Origin of the sequence: Caballeronia sp. LZ035, from assembly GCF_031451175.1 — a bacterium.
Taxonomy (GTDB): Bacteria; Pseudomonadota; Gammaproteobacteria; order Burkholderiales; family Burkholderiaceae; genus Caballeronia.
On the sequence record NZ_JARUXS010000001.1, the window covers coordinates 621,751 to 648,680 of the forward strand.

At 64.1% G+C, this 26,930-nt stretch carries 23 protein-coding genes; 21 read left to right on the top strand and 2 right to left on the bottom strand.

All coding sequences use genetic code 11. The annotated features are described in order from the left end of the window. Nucleotides 1-35 precede the first annotated feature (35 nt). The 17 genes from QCE88_RS02990 (at nucleotide 36) to QCE88_RS03070 (ending at nucleotide 18,458) form a co-directional block, all read left to right on the top strand. Complete coding sequence (locus QCE88_RS02990) at nucleotides 36-470, top strand: HIT family protein (protein ID WP_309899043.1); 435 nt, start codon at nucleotides 36-38, stop codon at nucleotides 468-470. A 9-nt stretch (nucleotides 471-479) separates the two neighbouring features. Continuing rightward, nucleotides 480-890 carry a DUF971 domain-containing protein gene (locus QCE88_RS02995; protein ID WP_309899045.1) on the top strand — a complete coding sequence of 137 codons (411 nt, stop codon included), beginning with the start codon at nucleotides 480-482 and terminating at the stop codon, nucleotides 888-890. A 90-nt stretch (nucleotides 891-980) separates the two neighbouring features. Continuing rightward, nucleotides 981-1,712, top strand: coding sequence for a bifunctional demethylmenaquinone methyltransferase/2-methoxy-6-polyprenyl-1,4-benzoquinol methylase UbiE (gene ubiE, locus QCE88_RS03000; RefSeq protein WP_309899047.1), 732 nt, complete (start codon nucleotides 981-983; stop codon nucleotides 1,710-1,712). 25 nt (nucleotides 1,713-1,737) lie between these two features. Next, a complete protein-coding gene (locus tag QCE88_RS03005) occupies nucleotides 1,738-2,754 on the top strand; it encodes a TIM44-like domain-containing protein (protein ID WP_309899049.1) in 1,017 nt (338 codons plus the stop codon). 149 nt (nucleotides 2,755-2,903) lie between these two features. Then, a complete protein-coding gene (locus tag QCE88_RS03010) occupies nucleotides 2,904-3,620 on the top strand; it encodes an SCP2 domain-containing protein (RefSeq protein WP_409018031.1) in 717 nt (238 codons plus the stop codon). A gap of 22 nt (nucleotides 3,621-3,642) precedes the next feature. Further along, nucleotides 3,643-5,217, top strand: coding sequence for a ubiquinone biosynthesis regulatory protein kinase UbiB (ubiB, locus tag QCE88_RS03015; protein ID WP_309899052.1), 1,575 nt, complete (start codon nucleotides 3,643-3,645; stop codon nucleotides 5,215-5,217). A gap of 39 nt (nucleotides 5,218-5,256) precedes the next feature. After that, nucleotides 5,257-5,874 carry a methyltransferase gene (locus tag QCE88_RS03020; protein ID WP_309899054.1) on the top strand — a complete coding sequence of 206 codons (618 nt, stop codon included), beginning with the start codon at nucleotides 5,257-5,259 and terminating at the stop codon, nucleotides 5,872-5,874. Between the two features lie 149 nt (nucleotides 5,875-6,023). After that, nucleotides 6,024-6,437 (top strand): zinc ribbon domain-containing protein, encoded by a 414-nt coding sequence (locus QCE88_RS03025; protein ID WP_309903357.1) that lies wholly within the window; start codon nucleotides 6,024-6,026, stop codon nucleotides 6,435-6,437. A 190-nt stretch (nucleotides 6,438-6,627) separates the two neighbouring features. Beyond that, nucleotides 6,628-7,290, top strand: coding sequence for a DUF502 domain-containing protein (locus QCE88_RS03030; RefSeq protein ID WP_309899057.1), 663 nt, complete (start codon nucleotides 6,628-6,630; stop codon nucleotides 7,288-7,290). Nucleotides 7,291-7,383: 93 nt separating this feature from the next. Then, nucleotides 7,384-9,186 (top strand): aspartate--tRNA ligase, encoded by a 1,803-nt coding sequence (gene aspS / locus QCE88_RS03035; RefSeq protein WP_309899059.1) that lies wholly within the window; start codon nucleotides 7,384-7,386, stop codon nucleotides 9,184-9,186. Between the two features lie 109 nt (nucleotides 9,187-9,295). Beyond that, nucleotides 9,296-9,772, top strand: a complete 477-nt coding sequence (gene nudB / locus QCE88_RS03040; RefSeq protein ID WP_309899061.1) for a dihydroneopterin triphosphate diphosphatase — start codon at nucleotides 9,296-9,298, stop codon at nucleotides 9,770-9,772. A gap of 44 nt (nucleotides 9,773-9,816) precedes the next feature. Continuing rightward, the gene (locus QCE88_RS03045) at nucleotides 9,817-11,052 is read left to right on the top strand and encodes a phospholipase D-like domain-containing protein (protein ID WP_309903359.1); all 1,236 of its coding nucleotides are present in this window, start codon (nucleotides 9,817-9,819) and stop codon (nucleotides 11,050-11,052) included. Between the two features lie 268 nt (nucleotides 11,053-11,320). Beyond that, complete coding sequence (locus QCE88_RS03050; RefSeq protein ID WP_309899063.1) at nucleotides 11,321-11,992, top strand: TetR/AcrR family transcriptional regulator; 672 nt, start codon at nucleotides 11,321-11,323, stop codon at nucleotides 11,990-11,992. A gap of 74 nt (nucleotides 11,993-12,066) precedes the next feature. Beyond that, a complete protein-coding gene (locus QCE88_RS03055; RefSeq protein ID WP_309899065.1) occupies nucleotides 12,067-13,854 on the top strand; it encodes an acyl-CoA dehydrogenase C-terminal domain-containing protein in 1,788 nt (595 codons plus the stop codon). A 114-nt stretch (nucleotides 13,855-13,968) separates the two neighbouring features. After that, nucleotides 13,969-16,395 carry a 3-hydroxyacyl-CoA dehydrogenase/enoyl-CoA hydratase family protein gene (locus QCE88_RS03060; RefSeq protein WP_309899067.1) on the top strand — a complete coding sequence of 809 codons (2,427 nt, stop codon included), beginning with the start codon at nucleotides 13,969-13,971 and terminating at the stop codon, nucleotides 16,393-16,395. A gap of 36 nt (nucleotides 16,396-16,431) precedes the next feature. Beyond that, nucleotides 16,432-17,631 (top strand): acetyl-CoA C-acyltransferase, encoded by a 1,200-nt coding sequence (locus QCE88_RS03065; RefSeq protein WP_309899069.1) that lies wholly within the window; start codon nucleotides 16,432-16,434, stop codon nucleotides 17,629-17,631. 62 nt (nucleotides 17,632-17,693) lie between these two features. Beyond that, nucleotides 17,694-18,458, top strand: a complete 765-nt coding sequence (locus QCE88_RS03070) for an enoyl-CoA hydratase (RefSeq protein ID WP_309899070.1) — start codon at nucleotides 17,694-17,696, stop codon at nucleotides 18,456-18,458. A 16-nt stretch (nucleotides 18,459-18,474) separates the two neighbouring features. Here the strand turns inward: QCE88_RS03070 and fdhD are convergent, their stop codons facing one another. After that, the gene (gene fdhD / locus QCE88_RS03075; protein ID WP_309899072.1) at nucleotides 18,475-19,317 is read right to left on the bottom strand and encodes a formate dehydrogenase accessory sulfurtransferase FdhD; all 843 of its coding nucleotides are present in this window, start codon (nucleotides 19,315-19,317) and stop codon (nucleotides 18,475-18,477) included. Nucleotides 19,318-19,506: 189 nt separating this feature from the next. On the opposite strand from fdhD, the gene QCE88_RS03080 reads away from it, so the two are divergent. Beyond that, complete coding sequence (locus QCE88_RS03080) at nucleotides 19,507-19,986, top strand: nitrate reductase associated protein (RefSeq protein WP_309899074.1); 480 nt, start codon at nucleotides 19,507-19,509, stop codon at nucleotides 19,984-19,986. Between the two features lie 194 nt (nucleotides 19,987-20,180). Then, nucleotides 20,181-23,294: an EAL domain-containing protein gene (locus tag QCE88_RS03085; protein ID WP_309899076.1), complete on the top strand. Its 3,114-nt coding sequence runs from the start codon at nucleotides 20,181-20,183 to the stop codon at nucleotides 23,292-23,294. A gap of 6 nt (nucleotides 23,295-23,300) precedes the next feature. Here QCE88_RS03085 and QCE88_RS03090 read toward each other — a convergent pair whose 3' ends face one another. Beyond that, entirely contained in the window at nucleotides 23,301-23,696 is a 396-nt protein-coding gene (locus QCE88_RS03090) for an acyl-CoA thioesterase (RefSeq protein ID WP_309830416.1), read from the bottom strand. Between the two features lie 240 nt (nucleotides 23,697-23,936). On the opposite strand from QCE88_RS03090, the gene QCE88_RS03095 reads away from it, so the two are divergent. Both QCE88_RS03095 and QCE88_RS03100 read left to right on the top strand, forming a co-directional pair. Further along, a complete protein-coding gene (locus QCE88_RS03095; RefSeq protein ID WP_309899077.1) occupies nucleotides 23,937-25,811 on the top strand; it encodes an ABC transporter ATP-binding protein/permease in 1,875 nt (624 codons plus the stop codon). A gap of 82 nt (nucleotides 25,812-25,893) precedes the next feature. Further along, nucleotides 25,894-26,862 carry a LysR family transcriptional regulator gene (locus tag QCE88_RS03100; RefSeq protein WP_309899079.1) on the top strand — a complete coding sequence of 323 codons (969 nt, stop codon included), beginning with the start codon at nucleotides 25,894-25,896 and terminating at the stop codon, nucleotides 26,860-26,862. Nucleotides 26,863-26,930 lie beyond the last annotated feature (68 nt).

The window sequence follows — 26,930 nt, forward strand, 5'->3', positions numbered from 1 at the left end:
TAGCGACATCGAGGACGATTCGCTAGAGGTTCGAGATGGACTGTGTGTTTTGCCGTGAAGACGGCGGCGAAGTACTGTGGCAGGACGGCGCGTTGCGCGTCGTCCTCGCCGATGAGCCCGACTGGCCCGGCCTGTGCCGCGTGATCTGGGGGGCGCATGTCGCCGAGATGTCCGATTTGCCGGACCCGGATCGCGTGCGCGTGATGGCCGCCGTGAATGGCGTCGAACGCGCGATGCGCCGCGTGCTGGTGCCCGAGAAGATCAATCTCGCGAGCCTCGGCAACCAGGTGCCGCATGTTCACTGGCACGTCATCCCGCGCTTCTCCAACGACTCCCGCTTTCCGCTGCCGATCTGGGCGCCGCGTCAGCGCACGGTATCCGAATCGCAACTGTCGAAACGGCGCGCCCAGGCAACGCTCCTGCGCGAGCAGGTGCGCAACGAACTGAACCAGCAGTTTGGTCATCCATAAGACAAGATCATGAGCGGACTCACTTCAACGACGCCGATTCCCACCGGCGTCGTCGTGCATTCGAAATCACACGTGCTGGAACTGCAATACGGCGAGGAATCGTATCGTGTGCCGTTCGAGCTGTTGCGGGTGTATTCGCCGTCGGCCGAAGTGCAGGGACATGGGCCGGGACAGGAAACGCTGCAGACCGGCAAGCGCGACGTGACGATCATCGGCATCGATCCGGTCGGACACTACGCGCTGCAACTCAATTTTTCAGACGGCCACAATACCGGCATCTACTCCTGGGACATCCTTCACGATCTCGCGTCGCGCCAGGACGAACACTGGCGTGACTATCTGGCGAGACTGGAGGCGGCGGGCGTCGACCGCGACACGCCGATGGCCGTCAAGACGTCCGGCGGCGGTCATTGCCACTGATTCAGTCAATATGCGGCTGCGGCATATCGCCGCGCACCCGGCGCGGCAATTGCGCGGCTTGGAAAGAACAACAGGTAAGGAAAGAGCGCGATGAGCAAGACCCACTTCGGATACGAAACGGTCGACGAGCAGGACAAGGCGAAGAAAGTGGCGGGCGTGTTTCATTCCGTCGCGAGCAACTATGACTTGATGAACGACCTGATGTCCGGCGGACTGCATCGGATCTGGAAGCATTTCACGATCGGCCAAGCCAAGGTGCGGCCGGGCTACAAAGTGCTGGACATCGCGGGCGGGACCGGCGATCTGGCGATGGCCTTCGCCCGGCAGGCCGGCGAGACGGGTGAAGTCTGGCACACGGATATCAACGAATCGATGCTGCGCGTGGGCCGGGATCGCCTGGTGGATAAGGGCGTCATGACCCCGACCCTGTTGTGCGACGCCGAGAAGATCCCGTTTCGGGACAATTATTTCAATATCATTACGGTTGCCTTCGGTCTTCGTAACATGACGCACAAGGACCGTGCGCTCGCCGAAATGACGCGCGTGCTCAAGCCGGGCGGGCGGCTGCTGGTGCTGGAATTCTCAAAGGTGTGGGATCCGCTCAAGAAGCCGTACGATATCTACAGTTTCAAGATTTTGCCGTGGCTGGGCGAGAAAGTGGCCAAGGATGCGGAGAGTTACCGGTACCTGGCGGAGTCCATCCGGATGCATCCCGACCAGGAAACTTTGAAAACAATGATGGAACAAGCAGGACTGGATCGAGTCGAATATTACAATTTGTCAGGTGGCGTGGTAGCGTTACACGTCGGGACCAAATTTTAGTGTTCCACTTATCAAAGGATTCGAAATGTCCGATTCGCGCATACCCCAACCCCGGGGTTTCCTGAACGTCTTCTTCAGGAAGGCCGGAATACTGGCGCTGGCTGGCGTTATTGCGGCCGGCGCACTCTTCGCAGAAACGGCGGACGCCAAGCGCATGGGTGGCGGCCGCAGCATGGGCCGGCAGTCGACCACTGCCACGCAGCAACATCAGGCGACGCCGCCGTCGCAATCCATGCAGCAAGGCCAGGCAGCGCAGGCACAGCGGGCGCAACCCGCGCCCGCCACGCCGGCCGCCGCCGCGCAACCCGCGCGCAACCGCTGGCTCGGGCCCATCGCCGGTCTGGCGGCCGGTCTCGGCATCGCGGCGCTCCTGTCGCACTTTGGTCTCGGCGAGGCCTTCGCCGGCGCCATGGCGAACATGATCATCATCGCGCTCATCGTGCTTGCCGCGGTCATGCTGTTCCGCTTCATCATGCGCAAGCGTCAAGGTGCTCAGGGCGGCAATACGCCGGCCTACGCCGGTGCGGCCTCGTCCTCGGGTTCGCCGTACGGCGCAAGCGCGCGCACGGGTCTGGACCCGGCGCCGGCGCAAGTGCCGCAGCAGTCGGGCGGTTACGGCGCGACGTACATCGAGTCGGCGCCGCAGCAGCAAGTGGTCAATCCGAACGTGCCGGCCGGCTTCGATACCGAAGCGTTCGTGCGTAACGCGAAGGTTTACTTCGTGCGTTTGCAGGACGCCTGGGATCGCGGCAACACGAACGACATCCGCGAGTTCACCACGCCCGAAATGTTCGCGGAAGTGAAGCTGGACGTCGAAGCGCGCGGCAGTGCGCCGAACCGTACCGATGTCGTGCAGCTCAACGCCGACGTCCTCGGCGTGGAAGACCGTCCGCAGGAATATCTGGCGAGCGTGCGCTTCCATGGTCTGATTCGCGAGTCGGAAGGATCCGCGGCCGAGCCGTTCGTCGAGGTCTGGAACCTGTCCAAGCAGAAGTCCGGCAACGAAGGCTGGCTGCTGGCCGGCATCCAGCAGGTCAGCTGAGCGCCACCGCGCGCCGGACGCGTCCAGCGCGTCGCGGCGCCGGCGCACCCGCCGGAAACCGGCAAGCGTCAGTGTGATCGCCGGTGGCGGCGGTAGAATATGAACCCGCGCGAGAAGCGTCTCGCGCGGGTTTTTTCATCTCACAGCCGATGACGAACGCAGACGAATTCGCCCGTCCCGCAGCAAACCCCGCCTTGAAGACCGCCTCCGGCGCATTCGCGGCCGCCGTGAATCATCTGCTCGTGCGCGAGGCGTGGGCGCTGGAGCGCCTGAAACCCTATGCCGCCCGACGCGTGAAACTGTCCTGCGCGCCGGTGTCCATCGCCCTCATGGTGCAACCGGACGGCCTCTTCGCTGCGACAACCGAAGCCGAAGCAGCCCAGTTCGACGTCACCATCGCCGTGCCGCTCGACGCGCTTCCCGCCTTCGTTCAGGGCGGTCAGGCGGCCGTGATGAAGCATGTCCGGATCGAGGGCGATGCCGAGTTCGCAACCACGCTGGCGAAACTTGCCGAACATCTGCGCTGGGATCCGGAAGAAGACCTGGCGCGCGTGATCGGCGACGCGCCCGCGCATCGGCTGGGCATTATTGCGCGGTCCGTGCAGGAGCAGGCGCAGCGCACCGGGCGCAATCTGCTGGACACCTTCAGCGAATTTTTCCTCGACGAACGTCCGCAGCTCGTGCGTCGCAGTGCACTCGCGGCCTTCGACGCCGAGTTGTCGAAAGCGCGCGATGCGCTGGCACGCGTGGAGAAGCGCATCGAAAGAATCGAACGTGCCGGCGTGACAGCAGGCCAACCCAAGCATCCGGCAAGCGGCGCCTCAGCGCGACCCGGCGGCGAGTCAGTGCGCGACTCGCACGAATAACGAGCTGAAGCGAATCCGAACCATGCGTTTTCTGCGTTTTCTCAAGATATTTTTCACGATCGTCCGCTTCGGGCTCGATGAGCTCGTCATGAGCGGCATCAACGATCGTCGCGTGCGCTACCTGATGCGCATCACGACATTCGGCCGCCGTTTCGATATCGAGCGCGGCATCCGCCTGCGTCTCGCGCTGGAAAGTCTCGGGCCGATCTTCGTGAAGTTCGGCCAGGTGCTCTCGACGCGCCGCGATCTGCTGCCCGTCGACGTCGCCGACGAACTGGCGAAGCTCCAGGATCAGGTCCCGCCGTTCGATTCCGAGGTCGCGGTGTCGATCATCGAGAAATCGCTCGGCGCGTCCATCGACCAGTTGTTCGACGATTTCGAGCGCGTGCCCGTGGCGAGCGCGTCGATTGCGCAGGTGCATTTCGCCAAGATCAAGAATGGCGAGCACGCGGGCAAGGCGGTGGCGGTGAAGGTGCTGCGGCCGGGCATGTTGCCGGTGATCGATTCGGACCTCGCGTTGCTGCGCGACGTCGCGATCTGGGCCGAACGCCTGTGGCCGGACGGCCGGCGCCTGAAGCCGCGCGAAGTGGTGGCCGAGTTCGACAAATACCTGCACGACGAGCTCGACCTGATGCGCGAGGCCGCCAACGGCAGCCAGTTGCGCCGGAATTTCCAGGGCCTCGATCTGCTGCTGGTGCCGGAAATGTACTGGGACCTGTCCGCGCCGACCGTGCTCGTCATGGAGCGCATGGTCGGCGTGCCGATCAGCCAGGTCGAGACGCTGCGCGCAGCGGGCGTGGACATTCCGAAGCTGGCGCGCGAAGGCGTCGAGATCTTCTTCACGCAGGTGTTCCGCGACGGCTTCTTTCACGCCGACATGCATCCGGGCAACATCCAGGTCAGTCTCGATCCCGCTACGTTCGGCCGGTATATCGCGCTGGATTTCGGCATCGTCGGGGCGCTGTCGGACTTCGACAAGAACTATCTCGCGCAGAACTTCCTCGCGTTCTTCAAGCGCGATTACCATCGCGTCGCCACGCTCCATCTCGAGTCCGGCTGGGTGCCGCCGAGTACGCGCGTCGAGGAACTGGAGAGCGCGATCCGCGCCGTCTGCGAACCGTATTTCGATCGCGCGCTGAAGGACATCTCGCTCGGCCAGGTGCTGATGCGCCTGTTCTCCACATCGCGCCGCTTCAACGTCGAGATCCAGCCGCAACTCGTGCTGCTGCAAAAGACGATGCTGAACGTCGAAGGGCTCGGGCGCTCGCTCGACCCGGAACTCGACTTGTGGAAAACCGCCAAGCCGTATCTTGAACGCTGGATGAACGAGCAGATCGGCTGGCGCGGCTGGTATGAGCGTCTGCAGATGGAGGCGCCGCAGTGGAGCAAGACGATTCCGCAGCTGCCCCGCCTGATTCATCATCTGCTGGCCGAGCATCACGACGCGCCCAGGAGCGGCAATGAAGACACGATGCGCCAGCTGCTGGCCGAGCAGAAGCGCACCAATCGACTGCTGATGACGCTCCTGGGCGTCGGACTGATCGCGATGGCGGGTGCGGGCATCGTGATCGCGCAAATGTGGCTCGGCCATCTCTGATCGATTCTTCCGGCGCACCCTTTTCAGCGAGCCTCCATCATGAGCGATCCGACCCAGCCCGCCGTTCCCGACTTCGACCACCGCGATCCGAACTCGCCCCGTTTCTGGGACGAGCGTTTCGCCGAGCGCTTCATGCCGTGGGACCAGTCCGGCGTGCCCGAGGCGTTCAAGACCTTCGTCGCGGCGCGCGATGCGCAGAATGTGCTGATTCCCGGCTGCGGCAGCGCGTATGAGGTGCTGTATCTCGCAGAACGCGGCTGGCCGGTCCGGGCGATCGATTTCGCACCGGGCGCGGTCGACGCCGCGCGCCAGCAACTCGGCGCGCATGCGTCAGTGGTGGAACAGGCGGACTTCTTCGCGTATCAGCCGCCATTTGCCATCGACTGGATGTACGAGCGCGCCTTTCTCTGTGCCTTGCCGCGCGATCGCTGGCGGGATTACGCCGAACGGATGGCCGCACTGCTGACGCCTGGCGCGCTGCTCGCCGGCTTCTTCTTCATCGGCGCGACGCCGAAAGGGCCGCCGTTCGGCATCGAGCGAGGCGAACTGGACGCGCTGCTCTCGCCGTACTTCGAGCTGATCGAGGAGCGCGAGGTCGGCGACTCGATTCCCGTGTTCGCGGGCCGCGAGCGCTGGATGACCTGGCGGCGTTCGTGATCGTCACCTCTTGAATTTGCCGTATCGGCCCAGACCTATCAGCCGGTTCACGTCGCGTCCCGGCTTCCTGAAAATCGCGGGGCAATATTGGTTTGCGGCTATAATTCAAGGCTTTGCAAGCGTCGAAAGATCATTGTAGGAAGAGTGCCATGCCGATTTACGCCTACCGCTGCGCAGACTGCGGCCACGAAAAAGATGTGTTGCGCAAACTGAGCGATCCGCTGCTCACGCAATGTCCCGCGTGCGGAAAGGACTCGTTTTCGAAGCAAGTGACCGCCGCCGGTTTCCAGCTGAAGGGCTCGGGCTGGTACGTCACCGATTTCCGCGGCGGAAACAGCAACGGCAACGGTAAGGCCAACAACGGAAAGGGCGACAACGCCGAATCGAACGCCGCCGGTGCGAACGGATCGGATGCTTCGGCGTCGAAAGCGGAGGGCGGGACGGTGTCCGGCGGCGGCACGACCGCTCCGGCAAGCGCTGCTTCTTCCGCTTCGTCATCGGAAGCGGCCAAACCCGCGACGGGCACGTCCGGCACGTCCGCGACGTCGGGCAGCGCCGCCTGAGTACGCCGCCTGAGTGCGCCACCGAGCGGCCCGAACCCGAACGGCCGCCAGGACTGACAGACGAGCAGGCCCGCCGCGCAGTCCGAAGCCAAGCAGTGACCTCGCCGAGCGCGCTCCACCGGGCGCGGCTCGCCCGCCAAGCCGAATCTCCCCTGTTTTCGAGAGCCGGCGCAGCTTTCGCCCCGTGTAAATGACGACGAAAAAGACTACGCTGAAATCCGTGTTCCTCACCGGCCTCCTGGTGCTGGTTCCGCTCGCGATCACGCTCTGGGTGCTGGGCCTCGTCATCGGCACCATGGACCAGACGCTGTTGCTGCTGCCGCAGGCCTGGCAGCCGGAACGCGTCGTCGGGTTCCATCTGCCTGGCGTCGGCGCGGTGCTGACGCTGGCTTTTATTTTCATCGTCGGGCTGCTGACGCAGAACTTCGTCGGGCAGAAGCTCGTCGGATGGTGGGACGCGGTCCTGCGGCACATTCCCGTGGTCGGTCCGCTGTACACCAGCGTGAAGCAGGTGTCGGACACGCTGCTGTCGTCGAGCGGCAATGCCTTCCGCAAGGCGCTGCTGATCGAATATCCGCGCAAGGGCTCGTACACCATCGGCTTTCTCACCGGGATTCCGGGCGGCGACGTGCTGAATCACCTCGATGAAGAACACGTGAGCGTCTATGTCCCGACCACGCCGAACCCGACATCCGGCTTCTTCCTGATGATGCCGAAAAGCGAGGTCGTCGAACTGGACATGACTGTCGACGCCGCACTGAAGTACATCGTCTCGATGGGCGTAGTGGCCCCCGCGCCGAGCGCGCCGGCGCAGGTAGCGCCTGCCCGCCGCCCCACCGAGCCGCCGATGTAATGCCGGCGCGCGCGCACCGTGAGTCCGCCGAGCGAAAGAGCGAGACCCGAACGCGCGAGCCGTTGATCAACGAACAACGAAAGACACAACATCATGTCGATGCGATCTGAATACTGCGGTCTGGTGACCGAGGCCCGCCTGGGTCAAACCGTCTCGCTGTGCGGCTGGGTGCATCGCCGTCGCGATCACGGCGGCGTTATCTTCATCGACTTGCGCGATCGTGAAGGACTCGTCCAGGTCGTCTGCGACCCGGATCGCGCCGACATGTTCAAGGTCGCCGAAGGCGTGCGCAACGAGTTCTGCGTGCAGGTCAAGGGCGTCGTGCGCAACCGTCCCGAAGGCACGGTCAACGCGAACCTGACGAGCGGCAAGATCGAAGTGCTGTGTCATGAACTGACCGTGCTGAACGCGTCGGTGACGCCGCCGTTCCAGCTCGATGACGACAATTTGTCGGAAACCACGCGCCTCACGCATCGCGTGCTCGACCTGCGCCGTCCGCAGATGCAGAAGAACCTGCGCCTGCGTTATCGCGTCGCGATGGAAGTGCGCAAGTACCTGGACGAGCAAGGCTTCATCGACATCGAAACGCCGATGCTCACCAAGAGCACGCCGGAAGGCGCACGCGATTACCTGGTGCCGTCGCGCGTGAACGCGGGTCAGTTCTTCGCGCTGCCGCAGTCGCCGCAGCTGTTCAAGCAGCTGCTGATGGTCGCGAACTTCGACCGTTACTACCAGATCACCAAGTGCTTCCGCGACGAAGACCTGCGCGCTGACCGTCAGCCGGAATTCACGCAGATCGACTGCGAAACGTCGTTCCTGACGGAACAGGAAATTCGCGACCTGTTCGAGAACATGATCCGCCACGTCTTCAAGGAGACGATGGACGTCGCGCTGCCGGAGCAGTTCCCGGTCATGCTGTACTCGGAAGCGATGCGCCGCTTCGGCTCGGACAAGCCCGACCTGCGCGTGAAGCTCGAATTCGCCGACCTCACGGACGCCGTGAAGGACGTGGATTTCAAGGTGTTCAGCATGCCGGCCAACTCGAAGGACGGCCGCGTTGCGGCGCTGCGCGTGCCGAAGGGCGGCGAGCTGTCGCGTGGCGATATCGACGGTTACACGGAGTTCGTGCGCATCTACGGCGCGAAGGGTCTCGCGTGGATCAAGGTCAACGACACGACGCGCGGCCGCGACGGCCTGCAAAGCCCGATCGTCAAGAACCTGCATGACGCGGCGCTGGCCGCCATCATGGAGCGCACGGGCGCGCAGAACGGCGACATCATTTTCTTCGCGGCGGATCGTGCGAAGGTCGTGAACGACAGCCTGGGTGCGTTGCGCCTGAAGATCGGCCATTCGGAATTCGGCCGCACGACCGGCCTGCTTGAAACCGGCTGGAAGCCGCTGTGGGTCATCGACTTCCCGATGTTCGAATACGACGAGGAAGAGAACCGCTACGTGGCCGCGCATCACCCGTTCACGAGCCCGAAGGACGAGCATCTCGAGTATCTGGAAACGGACCCGGGCCGCTGTCTCGCGAAGGCCTACGACATGGTGCTGAACGGCTGGGAAATCGGCGGCGGTTCGGTGCGGATCTTCCAGGAAGACGTGCAGAGCAAGGTGTTCCGCGCGCTCAAGATCAGCGCCGAGGAAGCGCGCCTGAAGTTCGGCTTCCTGCTCGACGCGCTGCAGTACGGCGCGCCGCCGCATGGCGGTATCGCGTTCGGTCTGGACCGCGTCGTCACGCTGATGTCCGGCGCCGATTCGATCCGCGACACCATCGCCTTCCCGAAGACGCAGCGCGCGCAGGATCTGCTCACGCAGGCGCCGAGCGAAGTCGACGAGCGCCAGTTGCGTGAGTTGCACATCCGTCTGCGTCAGCCGGAACAGAAGACGCACTAAACACATTGGCTTGTCGATGTGATGAAAAAGGCGCTCAATGCGCCTTTTTCGCTTTTTGCGTTACAGTCTTTGGGCCAAAGACAAAACAGAGCAACGCGTTCACACCGACATGCAGAAGCCGCCCAAAATCCCCGAATCCGTGTTGGTCGTCATTCATACACCGGAGCTCGATGTGCTCGTCATCGAGCGCGCGGATCACAAGGGTTTCTGGCAATCGGTGACGGGCTCGAAGGATCGCATCGACGAGCCGTTTGCTGAAACCGCCGCACGCGAGGTGGAGGAAGAGACGGGTATCGTGATTGGCGGAAGTCTCGTGCCGGAGCGGGCGCTGCTCGACTGGCATCACAGCATCCAGTACGACATTTATCCGCAGTGGCGGCATCGCTACGCAGAAGGCGTCACGCGCAACACCGAGCATCAGTTCAGCCTGCTTGTGCCGCATTGTCTCGAAGTGATACTCGCCCCGCGCGAACACACCGCGCACCGCTGGCTGCCATTGCGCGAGGCCGCCGACGCCTGCTTCTCGTGGTCGAACCGCGAAGCGATCCTGCAATTGCCCGAACGCCTCGCGGCGCATAACCGATGATCGGCGTGCGTCCCACGCGCAGTTTCAAGCGGCTGCGCCAAGCCATGTTTTCCGGACGCCGTCCGCCGCGCTTCTGCTTTACCGCCGGCAACCACGTGCGCATCTTCAAGGGCGGCGTGCAGTTCTTTCCGGCGCTGATCGAACGCATCGACGCGGCGCGCCAGTCGGTCTCGCTCGAAACCTACATCTTCGCCAATGACGACATCGGCCGCGCCGTGTCCGACGCGCTCATCCGCGCCGCGGACCGCGGCGTCAAGGTGCGCGTGATCACGGACGGCATCGGCACCGAAAGCAAGCTGCCGATGTTCACGCTGTGGCAGGAACGGAGCGTCGAGCATCGCGTCTACAACCCGCATCTGCTGTTCGGACCGCAGGGCTGGTCGCGCACGCATCGCAAGCTCGCGCTGATCGACGACACCTACGCGTATTGCGGCGGCATCAACATCGTCGACGATTACGACCAGAACGGCACGCAGCTGGAACGTCCGCGCTGGGACTTCGCAATGGAAGCGCAAGGGCCGGTGGTGAAGGACGTGCGCGAGGCGTTCGAGACGCAATGGCAGCGCATCCGGCTCGGCGTGAAGCCGCCGCAAAAGGAAACGGCGCCGGGCTGCGAACCCGAGGCACAGCCGAGCCGCTGGGGCGCGAAGCGCGCGATGGTGGCGCGCCGGCGGGCGCGTCTCGGTGAAATTCATGCAGTGGACCGGCCATGCGTGGCGTTCGTCGCGCGCGACAACCTGCTGAACCGACGCGCCATCGAAAAGGCCTACCTGCGCGCCATCGCTCACGCTGAACGCGAAGTGTTGCTTGCGAATCCTTATTTCATGCCGGGACGCCGGCTGCGCCGCGCGCTCGTCTATGCAGCGAAGCGAGGCGTGCGCGTGTCGCTGGTGATCGGGCGCAAGGAATTCGTCGCGCTGGACTACGCGACGCCGTTTCTCTACGGCAATCTGCTGAAGCACGGCGTGCGGATCGCAGAATACGAGAAGACCATGCTGCACGGCAAGGTGGCCGTGGTCGATGCCGACTGGGCGACGATCGGCTCATCCAATCTCGACGCGCTCTCGCTCGTGCTCAACAACGAGGCCAACATGGTGCTCGTCAATCACCCCGAAATTGCAGGATTGCACGACGCGATTCTTAAAGCCTTCGACGAAGGCCGGCCCATCGACGAAAAGCATTATGTGGCGCGTCCCGTTACGGAGCGGGTGCTTAATTGGTTTGCCTATAACACGTATCGTCTGATGATGAAGGTGATCACGATTGGGCAGTACGATTAATCTGCCATTTCACAACGATTGCGCAAGAATATCTATTTTAGAAACGCGCACGTGGCTCCCACGAACTGGGAACTCGGGCAGTCACTTACAGGCAGTCCGTATTTAAAACGCGACAATGTGCGCGGGCAATGTTGAGACTTATCCTAAAGAAGTCGCCCGGCTATTTTAGATACGCGTTTCTAAAAAATTGCTTGTTTCACCTCGGTCCGGCCATAATAATAGAACGGCCGTTCGATTTCACGGGTCACATAAGAACGGTAGGGACATCATGCGAAAAGGCGAACAGACGCGGGCCGCGATTCTCGACGCAGCGCTGGACTTGGCGAGTCGGGACGGTCTGGAAGGGCTGACCATCGGCCTTCTGGCCGAGCGGATGCAGATGAGCAAGAGCGGTGTGTTTGCGCATTTCGGGTCGCGCGAGGATTTGCAGGTGGAGGTGGTGCGTGAGTACCACCGGCGCTTCGAAGACGAAGTGTTCTTTCCGAGCCTGCGCGAAGCACGCGGCCTGCCGCGCTTGCGCGCGATGATGAATCGCTGGATGGAGAAGCGCATCCAGGAAGTGACCACGGGTTGTATCTATATCAGCGGGGCGGTCGAGTACGACGACCGTGCCGCGAGCGCGGTGCGCGAGCAGTTGGTGCACAGCGTGAGCATGTGGCGCGAGGCGTTGTTGCGCGCGATCCGCCAGTCGAAGGACGAGGGGCATCTGAAAGCGGAGACCGATCCGCAATTGATGCTTTTCGAGTTGTACAGCTTCACGCTCGGCCTGCATCACGACGCACGCTTCCTGCATCTTCCGGAAGCCGTGCAACTGACGCGGGACGCGCTGGAAAAAACGATCGTCTCGTATCAGTTGCCGCGTACGCCCGCCGAAGTCGGCATGCTGCCCGGCGCGAACGTGACGGTCAATCTGACTTCGCAACACCCCGACACGCGTTAGCGGCGCCGCACGGAAACACAGGCTTGAGCGGTTCGGCGGCGCGCAACGAGAAGCCTGGAAAACTGGAGAGACTCATGGGACAGTACGCCGCCCCCCTTCGCGACATGCAATTCGTGCTGCACGAAGTGCTGAACGTCGAAGCCGAACTGAAAAGCATGCCCAGCCATGCGGACCTCGACGCCGACACCATCAACCAGGTGCTCGAGGAAGCCGGCAAGTTCTGCACCGAAGTGGTGTTTCCGCTCAACCAGAGCGGCGATCGCGAAGGCTGTACCTACGAAGGGGACGGCGTCGTGAAGACGCCGGCGGGTTTCAAGGAGGCGTACCGGCAGTACGTGGAGGCCGGCTGGCCGGCACTGGGCTGCGATCCCGAGTATGGCGGCCAGGGCTTGCCCGCGTTCGTCAACAACGCGCTCTACGAGATGCTCAACTCCGCGAATCAGGCCTGGACGATGTACCCCGGCCTGTCGCACGGCGCGTACGAATGCCTGCATGCGCACGGCACGCCGGAGCAGAAATCTGTGTATCTGGCGAAGCTCGTCTCGGGCGTGTGGACCGGCACGATGTGCCTGACCGAACCGCAATGCGGAACGGACCTCGGCATTCTGCGCACGAAGGCCGAACCAAACGCCGACGGCTCCTACGCCCTCACCGGCACGAAGATCTTCATTTCGAGCGGCGAGCACGACATGGCCGAGAACATCGTCCATCTGGTGCTGGCGCGTCTGCCGGGCGCGCCGACAGGCACGAAGGGCATTTCGCTCTTCATCGTGCCGAAGTTCGTGCCGGACGCGAATGGCGCGCCGGGCGCACGCAATGGCATCAAGTGCGGCTCGATCGAGCACAAGATGGGCATTCACGGCAACGCGACCTGCGTGATGAATCTCGACGGCGCGCAGGGTTGGCTCGTCGGAGAAGAAAACAAAGGCTTGAACGCGATGTTCGTGATGATGAACGCCGCGCGCCTGGGCGTCGGCATGCAGGGGCTGGGCCTTACTGAAGTCGCGTATCAGAATTCGCTCGTGTACGCGAAGGAGCGTCTGCAAATGCGCTCGCTGACCGGCCCGAAGGCGCCGGACAAGCCCGCCGATCCGATCATCGTGCATCCCGACGTGCGCCGCATGCTGCTCACCCAGAAGGCCTATGCCGAAGCGGGCCGCGCATTCAGCTACTGGGCGGCGCTGAACATCGACAAGGAGCTCTCCCATTCGGACGAAGCCGTGCGCCGCGAGGCCGCGGATTTCGTCGCGCTGCTGACGCCGGTCATCAAGGCCTTCCTGACCGACAACGCTTTCGAAGGCACCAACCTGGGCATGCAGATCTACGGCGGCCATGGCTTCATTTCCGAATGGGGCATGGAGCAGTACGTGCGGGACGCGCGCATCAACATGATCTACGAGGGCACGAATTCCATTCAGGCGCTCGACTTGCTCGGCCGCAAGATCCTCGGCGACATGGGCGCGAAGTTGAAGCGCTTCGGCAAGCTGGTGACGGATTTCGTCGAACAGGAAGGCGTGAAGCCGGAGATGCAGGAGTTCATCAACCCGCTCGCGGATATCGGCGAGAAGGTGCAGAAGCTCACGATGGAAATCGGCATGAAGGCGATGCAGAACCCCGATGAAGTAGGCGCGGCAGCGGTGCCGTATCTGCGCACGGTCGGGCATCTGGTGTTCTCGTACTTCTGGGCGCGCATGGCGCGCGTCGCGCTGGACAACGCCGCATCGGGCGATGCCTTCTACAAGGCCAAGCTCGCCACCGCGCGTTTCTACTTCGCCAAACTCCTGCCGGAAACGGCGTCGACCATCCGCGCCGCGCGCGCCGGCGCCAAGCCGATGATGGACTACGACGAAGCGCTGTTCTAAGCGACTCTCACGCACGCCGCGCCTTCCCCGATGGAACGCGGCGTGCGCCACGCCTTTCATTTCGAAGCAAACCGAAGCTAACCGAAGCAAACCCGTAATCCCGGAGGCTTACCCGTGAGCACCCTCAACATTCGCAAAGTCGCCGTGCTCGGCGCGGGCGTGATGGGCGCGCAGATTGCCGCGCACCTGATCAACGCGCGCGTGCCCGTCCTGCTCTTCGATCTTCCCGCGAAGGAAGGCCCGAAGAACGCCATTGCGCTGAAGGCCATCGAGAACCTGAAGAAGCTGTCGCCCGCGCCGTTCGGCATCAAGGAAGACGCGCACTACATCGATCCGGCGAACTACGACGACGACATCGCGAAGCTCGCCGAATGCGATCTCGTGATCGAGGCGATTGCCGAGCGCATGGACTGGAAGCACGATCTCTACAAGAAGGTGTCGCCGCACCTCGCGCCGCACGCGATCTTCGCGAGCAACACCTCGGGCCTGTCGATCACGGCACTGTCAGAGGGCTTTTCGGACGAGCTGAAGGCACGCTTTTGCGGCGTGCACTTCTTCAATCCGCCGCGCTACATGCATCTGGTCGAACTGATCCCGACCGCGGCGACGCAACCGGCCATTCTCGACCAGCTCGAAACCTTCCTGACGAGCGTGATCGGCAAGGGTGTCGTTCGCGCGAAGGACACGCCGAATTTCATCGCGAATCGCGTTGGCGTGTTTTCGATTCTCGCGGTGATCGCGGAAGCGGAGAAGTTCGGCCTGCGTTTCGACGAAGTCGACGACCTCACCGGTGCGCGCCTGGGCCGCGCCAAGTCGGCGACGTTCCGCACGGCGGATGTCGTCGGCCTGGACACGATGGCGCACGTCATCAAGACGATGCAGGACAACCTGCCCGACGACCCGTTCTTCCCGGTGTACAAGACGCCACCCGTGCTGGAAGCGCTCGTGAAGAACGGCGCGCTCGGCCAGAAGACGGGCGCGGGCTTCTATCGCAAGGAAGGCAAGTCGATCAAGGTGCTCGACCCGAAGACAGCGCAATACGTCGAGGGCGGCGCGAAGGCCGACGAGCTGATCGGCCGCATTCTGAAGCGTCCGCCCGCCGAGCGCTTCAAGCTGCTGCGCGAGACCGACAACAAGCAGGCGCAATTCCTGTGGGCGATCTTCCGCGACGTGTTCCACTACATCGCAGTGCATCTGGAATCGATCGCGGACAACGCGCGCGACGTCGATCTCGCGATCCGCTGGGGCTTCGGCTGGAACCAGGGGCCGTTCGAAAGCTGGCAGGCGGCAGGCTGGCAGCAGGTCGCGCGGTGGGTGCAGGAAGACATCGACGCAGGCCGTGCGCTCTCGAACGCGCCGCTGCCGGCGTGGGTGCTCGACGGCCCCGTCGCGGAGAAGGGCGTGCACTCGGACGAAGGATCGTGGTCGCCGTCTGAACGCCGCTTCGTGCCGCGCTCGACGCTGCCGGTCTACGAGAAGCAGGTGTTCCGCGCGCCGCTGGTCGGCGAAACCGGCGCCGATCCGAAGACCTACGGCAAGACGCTGTTCGAGACCGAGAACGTGCGCGCATGGCTCGACGGCGAGCAGGGCGACATCGTGATCGTCTCGTTCAAGACGAAGATGAACACGATCGGACCGGGTGTGATCGACGGCCTCACGCAAGCTATCGAACTCGCCGAGAAGGACTATCGCGGCGTGGTGATCTGGCAGCCGACCTCGCTGCAGCTCGGCACGCCTGGCGGGCCGTTCTCGGCAGGCGCGAATCTTGAAGAGGCGATGCCCGCGTTCATGATGGGCGGCGCCAAGGGTATCGAGCCGTTCGTCGCGAAGTTTCAGCAAGGCATGCAGCGCGTGAAGTACGCGAACGTGCCGGTGGTGGCGGCGGTGTCCGGCCTCGCGCTGGGCGGTGGCTGCGAGCTGCTGTTGCAGTCGGCGAAGCGTGTGGCGCACGTCGAGAGCTATATCGGGCTGGTTGAAGTGGGCGTCGGTCTGGTGCCGGCGGGCGGCGGCCTGAAGGAAGCGGCGTTGCGCGCGGCGGAGGCGGCCGCCGCCGTCAACGCCACCAGCGACCTGCTCAAGTTCCTGCAAAAGCCGTTCGAAAACGCCGCGATGGCGAAAGTCTCGTCCTCCGCCTTCGATGCCCGCGCGATGGGCTATCTGAAGCCCACCGACACCATCGTCTTCAACGTGCACGAGTTGCTCGACATCGCGAAGAAGGAAGCGCGCGCGTTGAGCGATGCCGGCTACCGGCCGCCGCTGCGCGTGAAGCAGGTGCCGGTGGCGGGCCGCTCGGCGATCGCGACGATCAAGGCGTCGCTCGTCAATATGCGCGACGGCCGTTTCATCAGCGACCACGACTATCTGATCGCGAGCCGCATCGCGGAAGCAGTGTGTGGCGGGGACGTGGAGGCGGGCAGTCTCGTCGACGAGGAATGGCTCCTCGCGCTGGAGCGCCGCGCTTTCGTCGACCTGCTCGGCACGCAGAAGACGCAGGAGCGGATCATGGGCATGTTGCAGACCGGCAAGCCGGTTCGTAACTGAGGCGCGCGACATAGCGACATACAGGAGCTGCACACAATGAGCAAACAACTGCAAGACGCATACATCGTCGCCGCGAGCCGCACGCCGATCGGCAAGGCCCCGCGTGGCGTGTTCAGGAACACGCGCCCGGACGAATTGCTGGTCCACGCGATCAGGAACGCCGTCGCCCAAGTGCCCGGACTCGATACGAGCGTGATCGAGGACGCCATCGTCGGTTGCGCGATTCCGGAGGCCGAACAAGGTCTCAACGTGGCGCGCATGGGCGCGTTGCTGTCGGGCCTGCCGAATACGGTCGGCGGCGTCACGGTGAACCGCTTCTGCGCGTCCGGCCTGACGGCGCTCGCCATGGCGGCCGACCGCATCCGTGTCGGCGAGGCCGATGCGATGATCGCGGGCGGCTGCGAGTCGATGAGCATGGTGCCGATGATGGGCAACAAGCCTTCGTTGTCACCGCATATCTTCGAGCGCAATGAGGACGTGGGTATCGCGTACGGCATGGGGCTGACGGCGGAGAAGGTCGCGGAGCGCTGGAAGGTGAGCCGCGAGGCACAGGACGTGTTCGCGGCGGAGTCGCATCGGCGCGCGCTGGCTGCACAGCAGGCAGGCGAATTCGCCGACGAGATCGCCGCCTATACGCTCAACGAACGCTTTCCGGATCTCGCCTCGGGCCAGGTGCGCATCAACACGCGCGAGATCGCACTCGACGAAGGTCCGCGCGCCGAGACCTCGGTGGAAGGACTCGGCAAGCTGCGTCCCGTGTTCGCGAATAAAGGCTCGGTCACGGCCGGCAACAGTTCGCAGACGTCGGACGGCGCGGGCGCGCTGATCGTCGTGTCGGAGAAGATCCTGAAGCAGTTCAACCTGACGCCGCTCGCGCGCTTCGTCAGCTTCGCGGTGCGCGGCGTGCCGCCGGAGATCATGGGCATCGGGCCGAAGGAAGCGATTCCGGCCGCGCTGAAGGCAGCCGGCCTGAAGCAGGACGATCTCGACTGGATCGAACTGAACGAGGCCTTCGCCGCTCAGGCGCTCGCGGTGATCGGCGATCTGGGTCTCGATACCTCGAAGGTCAATCCGCTCGGCGGCGCGATTGCGCTGGGCCATCCGCTCGGCGCGACCGGCGCGATTCGCGCAGCGACCGTCGTCCACGGCCTGCGCCGGCGCAACCTGAAGTACGGCATGGTGACGATGTGTGTCGGCACCGGCATGGGCGCGGCGGGGATCATCGAACGGCTTTGACGCGAACGGTGCGCGAGCCGGCGTTCTGCCAAGGCTCGCGCGCCGGCACAAGGAGGCAGCGCATGGAGATTCAGATCGAACGCGCGGACGGCGTGCTGAGCATCGTGCTCAATCGTCCGGACAAGAAGAACGCGATCACCGCGCCGATGTATCAGGAAATGGCCGACGGCCTGTATGAAGCCGAGATGGACCCGACCGTGCGCGCGGCGCTGCTGCGCGCGAACGGCGGCATCTTCAGCGCGGGCAATGATCTCGACGACTTCCTGAACGATCCGCCCAAGGGCCTCGACGCGCCCGTGTTCCAGTTCCTGCGGCGCCTGAGCGCCTTTCCCAAGCCGCTGGTTGCGGCGGTAGGCGGCACGGCGGTGGGCATCGGCACGACGATGCTCCTGCATTGCGACCTCGTCTACGCCAGCCCGAACGCGAAGTTCTCGCTGCCGTTCGCGCAGCTTGGCTTGTGTCCGGAAGCGGCATCGAGTCTGTTGCTGCCGCGCGTGGCGGGCTATCAGCGCGCGGCGGAAAAGCTGCTGCTGGGCGAGGCGTTCGACGTGAACGAGGCGATCGCGATGGGCTTCGTGAACGGCGCGATCGATGCCGCGCAACTCGACGCCTATGCCTTCGAAAAAGCGAGGCGGCTCGCACTGCTGCCGGCGTCGTCGCTGCGCGTGACCAAGTCGTTGATGAAGGGTGCGCAGTCCGTCGAAGTGACCGCGCGCATGGCCGACGAAGCCGCGCATTTCTCTCGCATGCTGGCCGCGCCCGAGGCACGCGAGGCGTTCCAGGCGTTCTTCGAGAAGCGCAAGCCGGACTTCAGCCAGTTCGAATGAGCCGCTTCAAGCCGCTTCACTCGACGTCGTATTCGACGAAGCTGTTTTCGCGCGCGAAGCTGACGAGCCGCAAGCCCGCCTGTTTCGCGATCGCGATAGCCAGTGACGTAGGCGCGGAGATGGTCGCGATCATCGGCACGCCGACGCGCGCCGACTTGCGCACGAGCTCGTAGCTCGCGCGGCTCGACAGGAACACAAAGCCTTGCGTCGTGTCCTGCCGCTGCAGGACCAGATGACCGATGAGCTTGTCGAGCGCATTGTGACGCCCGACGTCCTCGAACGCGCAGCGGATCGCGCCGCTTTCATCGCACCACGCGGCGGCGTGCAGGCCACCCGTCAGCTTCGACAGCACCTGATGCGCGGACAGTTCGCGTGCCGCGCGTTCGATGGCATCGGGCGCGAGACGCGCGAGGAAACCAGTGTCGGGCACGCGTTCGGGTTGCAGGTCCAGCAACTCGATGCTCTCGATCCCGCACACGCCGCAGCCGGTCCGGCCGGCCATGGCGCGACGCTTGTCCTTCAGCGCGATGAACGACTGCTGCACAACCTGCAGTTGCACTTCGGCATGCGGCAGCGCGTCGCCGTGATCGTGAAACGTGACTTCGATGTCATGGATGTCGCTGCCGCGTTCGATGATGCCCTCGGTCAACGAGAAGCCCACGACGAACGCTTCAAGGTCGCGCGGCGTACCCATCATGACCGCGTGCGAGATGCCGTTGTACACCAGCGCGACCGGCCATTCCTGGCCGACCTGGTCGGCCGCCACCGAGCTTGCGCCCGCGCGATGCCGGCGCACCGGACGCTCGACGAAGCCGGGTTGATCGTCGCCGGGTTGATCGTCGATTTCGAGTTGGCTCACTTTTACTGCTCCTGACCGCTTCTTCGAGTAAAGTCGGGTATGCGACTTGCTGCCTGTGCGTGCTGTTCGCGCGTTTTTCAAGGTGCGCCCAGCGGCTTGTTTGCAACGGTTCCAGCCAGATCCAAGGCCCTACAATAACTTAAGGCGGCACTGCGCGTCGCGCACGCCCTCAATCCAACGAGGCTTGTTATGGGACTTTATGACGCCGCGCGACTCTTTGGATTCGAAGTCGAATCTTCGGAGAATCTGCGCTTCATTCCGCTTGCCGTGCGCTTCAATCTCGATCGCTTCGGCATGCGCATCACGCTCGACGAGTGGCAGCAGCTTCCGTATGACGATCGCGTGCTGCTGGCGCGTTTTCCCATCGAAGACGAAGCCGAAGTCGAGAAGAATTTCGACCTCGCGCTCGAAGAGATGATGAAGACGCATGCGAACACCGCGCCTGAAAAGATCGAGCGCGATCCTGAACCCGTCTGGGCTCACGCCGATGCCGTGCCCGAGACCGTCATTCGTCAAAGCAGCCTGTGCGGCGTGAGCGCGCCGAGTCTGTCGCACTGGGGCCGGCTCGACCGCTTCCAGCGTTATGCGCTGGCCAAACTCTCCCGCAATACCGACAAGGTCAATCACGACTTCCTGCCGGCCATGCACGAGTTCGGCCTCGTGGAATGACGAAGCGCACTCGCAAACGTTTTGCTGCTGCATTGATCATATTATTCGGCAAGAAGCCCTAAATACGAGGCCGTTGCTGCCGATATTGGGCGTTATCCAATAGTCGCGATGTGAGCGTTTCTCACAACGCGCAACCGCGTGGGCGCGTCTCTTCGAGGCGCGTTCGACGCGCACCAAAGGGATACGCCCGCCGCATGACTCGTTTGCTCTCCAGGGGTTTGCTCGTCAACATCGCCGTCGTGCTGGCCGCGCTCGGCGCAAACGCTTTCGTCGCCTGCGAACGCATTGGCGGACTGCGCGAAAGCGATGCCCACACCCTGCGCTCGATGAGCCTCATGCGCGATCTTGGCGCCTATCGCAGCACGCTCGGCGAGGCGCTGCCCGAACTGAGCCGCTTCGAGGCCACCGGCGTGGCTGAAACCGAAGCACGGCATCTGGAGCGCGAAGCTCACCTCGACGCACTCGAAAGCGGCCTGCGCGCGCAGATCTCGGCGGAGCCCGGCATGAGCGGCGCGTTCGAGGCGCTCGCCACGCGCGCTTCCGTGCTGCGGCACGACGCCAATCAGGCATTCGAGCATGCCCGTCATGCTTCTCCCGATGCGTCCCGCGCCTGGGCCGACGCCGCCTTCGTCACGCTCGGCGAAGACCAGCAGGCGGTCGATGAAGAACTGTCGGCGGTGCGCACGAGAATCGACAATGCGACCATCGCGGCGCTCGACGAATCCGCCCAGGCATCGAGCGGCGCGATGCTGCTGCTGATCTTCACGATGCTCGCCGGCAGCGCGGTGCTGATCTATCTGTTCGCCAACAACGAGCGCCAGTCGCGCGAGAAGCTCGGCATCGAGCGGGCGCGGCAGCGCAGCAACGAGCGCTTTCGCAGCATGTTCGAGGTGCATCCGGTGCCGATGTGGATCGTCGATCGCGAGACCATGCGTTTCATCGCGGTGAATCCGGCGGCGCTCGAACACTTCGGGTTCGATGAACCGGCGTTCCTGAGCATGACGCTGCGCGACCTGCATCACGCCGACGACTTCGACAGCTTCGCCGCCCGGCTCGCGCGCAGCGCGGGCGAGAGCGGCGAGCGGGCGAATGCGGGACAGGCGTCGGCGGGCGTGTGGCGCTATCGGTGCAGGGACGGTGCGATCGTCGCCGCCGACGTGTCGCATCACTCGCTCGTGTATTCGAACCGGCCGGGCATCTTCATGCTGGCCAACGACGTGACCGACCGCATCAATGCGGAAGCCGAGGCGCGCCGTTCGAACGAGATGCTCGAAGCCGTCATCGACAACATTCCGCAACGCGTGTTCTGGAAGGATCGCGACCTGCGCTATCTCGGCTGCAACAACGCCTTCGCGCGCGACGCGGGTCTCGCGTACAACGAGCAGGTCATCGGCAAGACGGATTACGAATTGCCGTGGGGCGCGCTTGCGGATCTCGTGCGTGCCGACGACGAAGAAGTCATCGTCACGACCGTGCCGAAGATGCACTTCGAGCGCGACATCGTGATCGGCGAGCAGCTGCGCACGCTCGTCACCAGCAAGCTGCCGCTGCTCGACGGCGAAGGGCAGACCATCGGCGTGCTCGGCTCGTATCACGACGTCACCGACCACAAACGCGCCGAACTGGCGCTGCGCCTGCAAAGCCGCGCGCTCGACGCCAGCGTCAATGCCATCCTGATCACGGGCGTGATCGACGGCGCGAATGTCATCGAGTATGCGAATCCGGCATTCAAGCGCATCACCGGCTATGACCCGAGCGAAGTGATCGGCCAGGATTGCCGCTTCCTGCATGGACCGGATGGCGAGCAGGACGGCCTCACGGCGATCCGTCGCGCGCTCGACGTCAATCTCGAAGCGAGCGTCGTGGTGCGCAACTATCGCAAGGACGGCGCGCTGTTCTGGAACCAGCTGTTCGTCGCACCCGTGCCGAACGCGCAGGGACTGACGACGCATCACATCGGCATCATCAACGACGTGACCGACCTGATGCGCTATCAGGAAGAGCTCGAATACCAGGCGAACTACGACACGCTCACGCGCCTGCCGAATCGCAACCTGCTGAAGGACCGCTTGCAGCACGCCATCGAAGCGGCGCGGCGGCGCGAGACGAAGATCGCGGTCGTGTTCATGGACCTCGACGGCTTCAAGAACGTCAACGACAGCCTGGGCCACAGCGTCGGCGACCGCTTGCTTGCGGTGATCGCGGAACGGCTCGCACGCACGGCGCGCACGAGCGACACCGTTGCGCGCCACGGCGGCGACGAGTTCGTGATCGTGCTGCCCGACCTGACCGACGAAGCCGGCCTGATTGCATGGATGGAGCGCACGCGCGCGGCGATCTCGGAGCCGGTGTGGATCGACGACACCGAGCTGTACGTGGGTTGCAGCATGGGCGCGAGTCTCTATCCGCAGGACGGCGACGACGCCGAGACCGTGATGAAGAAGGCCGACCTCGCGATGTACCGCGCGAAGGACATGGGCCGCAATAACTATCAGTTCTACCAGCCGGAGATGAATGCGAGCGTCGGCGCGCGCATGAACCTCGAGCGCCGTCTGCGGCGAGCGCTGCGCGACGGCGAGTTCCTGCTGCACTATCAGCCGCAGGTGGACATGACGACGCGGCAGATTGTCGGCATCGAGGCGCTCGTGCGCTGGCTCGACCCGGACCAAGGGCTGGTGTCGCCGGCGTCGTTCATTCCGGTCGCGGAAGAGAGCGGCTTGATCGGGCCGTTGTCGGAGTGGGTGCTGCGCGAGGCGTGCCGTCAGAACAAGGCCTGGCAGGACGCCGGCCTGCCGGCCGCGCGGGTGTCGGTGAATCTGTCGGCGCGCCATTTCCAGCAACGCGATATCGCGCGGCTGGTCACCTCCGTGCTGGACGAAACCGGACTGGAGCCGCGCTTTCTCGAACTCGAACTCACCGAAAGCGCGATCATGCGCAACGCCGAGGAAGCGATCACGATGCTGTCCGAGCTGTCGGCGCTGGGCATCGGCATTGCCATCGACGACTTCGGCACCGGCTATTCGAGCCTGTCCTATCTGAAGCGCTTTCCGGTGCATCGACTGAAGATCGACCGCTCGTTCGTCGCGGACATCGGCGCGTCGAGCGATGACGAAACCATCACCTCGGCGATCATCGCGCTCGCGCATTCGCTGGAGTTGCAGGTGATCGCGGAAGGCGTCGAAACCTCCGCGCAACACGAATTCCTGCGCGCACGCGACTGCGACGAAATGCAGGGCTACTTCTTCTCGCGCCCGATGCCGCACGAGGCCATTCCCGGCCTCTTGCAACAGGGCGTGCTGCCGAACTGACGCGTGTCAGTCGAGCGGCGGCAGCACGCGCGGACGGCGGTCGCGGTCGGTCGCGACGTAGGTGAGCATGGCTTCCGTCACCTTGACGACTTCTTCAGCGAGGCTCATGCGCTGCGCATAAACCTCGACCGACACGGTGACCGACGTGTTGCCGGTCTTCACGATGTCGGCATAGAAGCTCAGCAGGTCGCCGACGAACACCGGATGCTTGAAGAGAAACGAATTCACCGCCACGGTCGCGACGCGTCCGTTGGCGCGGCGGCTTGCGGGAATGGAGCCGGCGATGTCCACCTGCGCCATGATCCAGCCGCCGAAGACGTCGCCGTGGACGTTGGCGTCGGCGGGTTGCGGCACGACGCGCAGCGCGACCTGCTTCTGGGGAAGATTGGATTGGTCGGTCATGACAGGGTATCCGGTTGGCGAGGGAGGAGCGGGCGGCCGGCGCAAGCGGCCCCTTGGGCCTTCTGCGACAATGCCGATTGATGGATGCGCTTCCGGCCGCGCGGCAACCTGCAGCGGCGCCGGGCGCTTGCCGTAAATTGTACGGGAAAGCCTGCGCGAGACCGGCTCCCGCCCCGACGACCGATGCCTTACCCGGCGCCGCCTTCCGGCTGGAAGCGGCGCGCTTGCCCCACGATACTCATGCGCCGCACGTCCAACCGAGAGCCCGGGCCCGTGCCCCAGGGCCCGCGCAACGACTGGCAGACGATCCGCTCGCTGCTGCCTTATCTCACCACGTATAGATGGCGCGTCGCGTTCGCGCTGACCTGCCTGATCGGCGCGAAGGTCGCGAACCTGGGCGTGCCGATCGTGATGAAGAAGATCGTCGATGGCCTGTCTTCCGTGCAGCATCTGACCGCGCTCGGCCGCGCGACGGATGCGCCGGGTGTCGTGCTGATCGGCGGGATCGGGCTGTTGGTGGTGGCTTATGCGGCCGCGCGCCTCTCTACCTCGCTGTTCACCGAACTGCGCGAACTGCTGTTCGCCAAGGTCACCGAAAGCGCCGTACGGCAACTCGCGCTGCGCGTGTTCCGGCATCTGCATGCGCTGTCGCTGCGCTTTCATCTGGAGCGGCAGACGGGCGGCATGTCGCGCGACATCGAACGCGGCACGCGCGGCATCCAGCAACTCGTGTCCTACTCGCTGTACAGCATCCTGCCGACGCTCGTCGAAGTCGGGCTCGTGCTGGCGTTCTTCGTGACCAAATACGAGGCGTATTACGCGATCGTCACGGGGGCCGCGCTGGTGACGTACATCGTCTTCACCGTGAAGGTCACCGAGTGGCGCACGCATTACCGTCGCACGATGAACGACCTCGATTCGAAGGCCAATTCGCGCGCGATCGATTCTCTCCTCAACTACGAGACGGTCAAGTACTTCGGCAACGAAGAATGGGAAACGCGCCGCTACGACGAGAATTTGCAGCGCTATCGCGCGGCCGCGATCAAGTCGCAGCGCTCCCTGTCGATGCTCAACTTCGGCCAGCAGACGATCATCGGCGTCGGGCTCGTGTTCATCCTGTGGCGCGCGACGCAGGGCGTGATGGCGGGACGCCTGACCCTCGGCGACCTCGTGCTGATCAACACCTTCATGTTGCAGCTCTATATCCCGCTCAATTTCCTGGGCGTCGTGTATCGCGAGCTCAAGCAGGCGCTGACCGACATGGACCGCATGTTCACGCTGCTCGGCGCGGGTCGCGAAGTGCCCGACGCGCCGGATGCGCAGCCGCTCGCCGTGCGCGGCGGCGAAGTGCGCTTCGAGCACGTGAGCTTCGCCTACGAACGCGCGCGGACCATCCTGCATGACGTCGACTTCACGATTCTCGCCGGCACCACGACTGCCGTGGTCGGGCACAGCGGCTCGGGTAAGTCGACGCTCGGACGCCTGCTGTTCCGCTTCTACGATCTCGACCGCGAGCAGGGCGGCGCCATCCGCATCGACGGACAGGACATTCGCGACGTCACGCAGGATTCGCTGCGCGCGGCGATCGGCATCGTGCCGCAGGACACCGTGCTGTTCAACGATTCGATCTATTACAACATCGCGTATGGCCGTCCTTCCGCGAGTCGCGACGAAGTGATCGCGGCGGCGCGCGCGGCGCATATTCACGATTTCGTCGAGGCTTTGCCAGCGGGTTACGACACGCCGGTCGGCGAGCGCGGGCTGAAGCTGTCGGGCGGCGAAAAGCAGCGCGTCGCGATTGCGCGCACGCTGCTCAAGAACCCGCCCATCCTGATCTTCGATGAAGCCACGTCCGCGCTCGATTCGAAATCCGAGCGCGCCATTCAGCGCGAACTGGATTCGATCGCGCGGGAGCGGACCACGCTGATCATCGCGCATCGGCTCTCGACGGTCGTGCATGCGCAGCAGATCATCGTGATGGATCACGGGCGCATCGTGGAACGCGGCACCTTTGCCGAATTGCTCGATGCAGGCGGACTCTTCGCGCAGATGTGGGCGTTGCAGCAGCAGAAGGCGGGAGAAGCGGCGGATCAGCGGGATACGGCGAGGGTCTGAAGACCGCGTCGCCGCCAGAGTGCAGGCGTGTCGATAAAATGCGTGTTTTGCTGCCACAGGCGCATTGCGCACACGACGAAGCATGGAACTCAAATGGCTCGAAGACTTCGTTTCACTCGCGGAGACGCGCAGCTTCAGCCGCTCCGCTGAATTACGGCACATCACGCAACCCGCGTTCTCACGCCGCATCCAGGCGCTCGAAGCGTGGCTCGGCACCGAACTGATCGACCGTTCCGTCTATCCGACCCGGCTCACGCAAGCCGGCCAGGTCTTCTACGAGCAGGCGCTCGCGATGCTCTCGCAGTTCCACGAGGCGCGCACGCTGTTGCGCGGCCAGGGCGGCGTGCCGGCGGCGACCATCGAGTTCGCCGTGCCGCATACGCTGTCGCTGACGTATTTTCCCCGCTGGCTGGAACATATCGAGGCGCGGCTCGGCCGTATCCGCACCCGCCTGCGCGCGCTCAACGTGCACGACGCAGTGCTGTCGCTGGTGGAAGGCGGCTGCGATCTGGTGATGGGTTATCACCATCCGAGTCATCCGGTGGCGCTCGATCCCGCGCGCTACGACATGCTCACGCTCGGCACCGAACCGATCAGCCCGTTCTCCGCGGTGACGAAAGGCGGCCGCGCGCGCTTCACGCTGCCCGCGTCCGCCGAGTCGCCGGTGCCCTATCTGTCGTACACGCCGAACGCGTACCTCGGACGCATGACCGAGACGATCATCGCGACCTCACCCGTACGCCTCTATCTCGACAAGGTCTATGAAACGGACATGGCCGAAGGACTCAAGGCCATGGCGATCGCGGGCCATGGCATCGCCTTCCTGCCGCACAGCGCCGTGGAGGATGCGGTGGAGGAGGGCCGGCTCATCCGCCTCGACCGGGGCACGCGCGGCACGCCCGCGGGCCAGTTCACGCTGACCATGGACATCCGGCTGTATCGCGACAAGCTGGCGTTGCCGGGCGAGGAGCCGCGCCAGGCCTTGATGCGCGCGCTCTGGGACGCGGTCAACGAAGAGCTGCTCAAGGCGGCTGAAACCGCCGCCACGTAAGGCTTGCAGACGTTATGCGCGAAACGCATGACGGGATAAAAAACCGGCATTGGATTTGCAGACCCCGT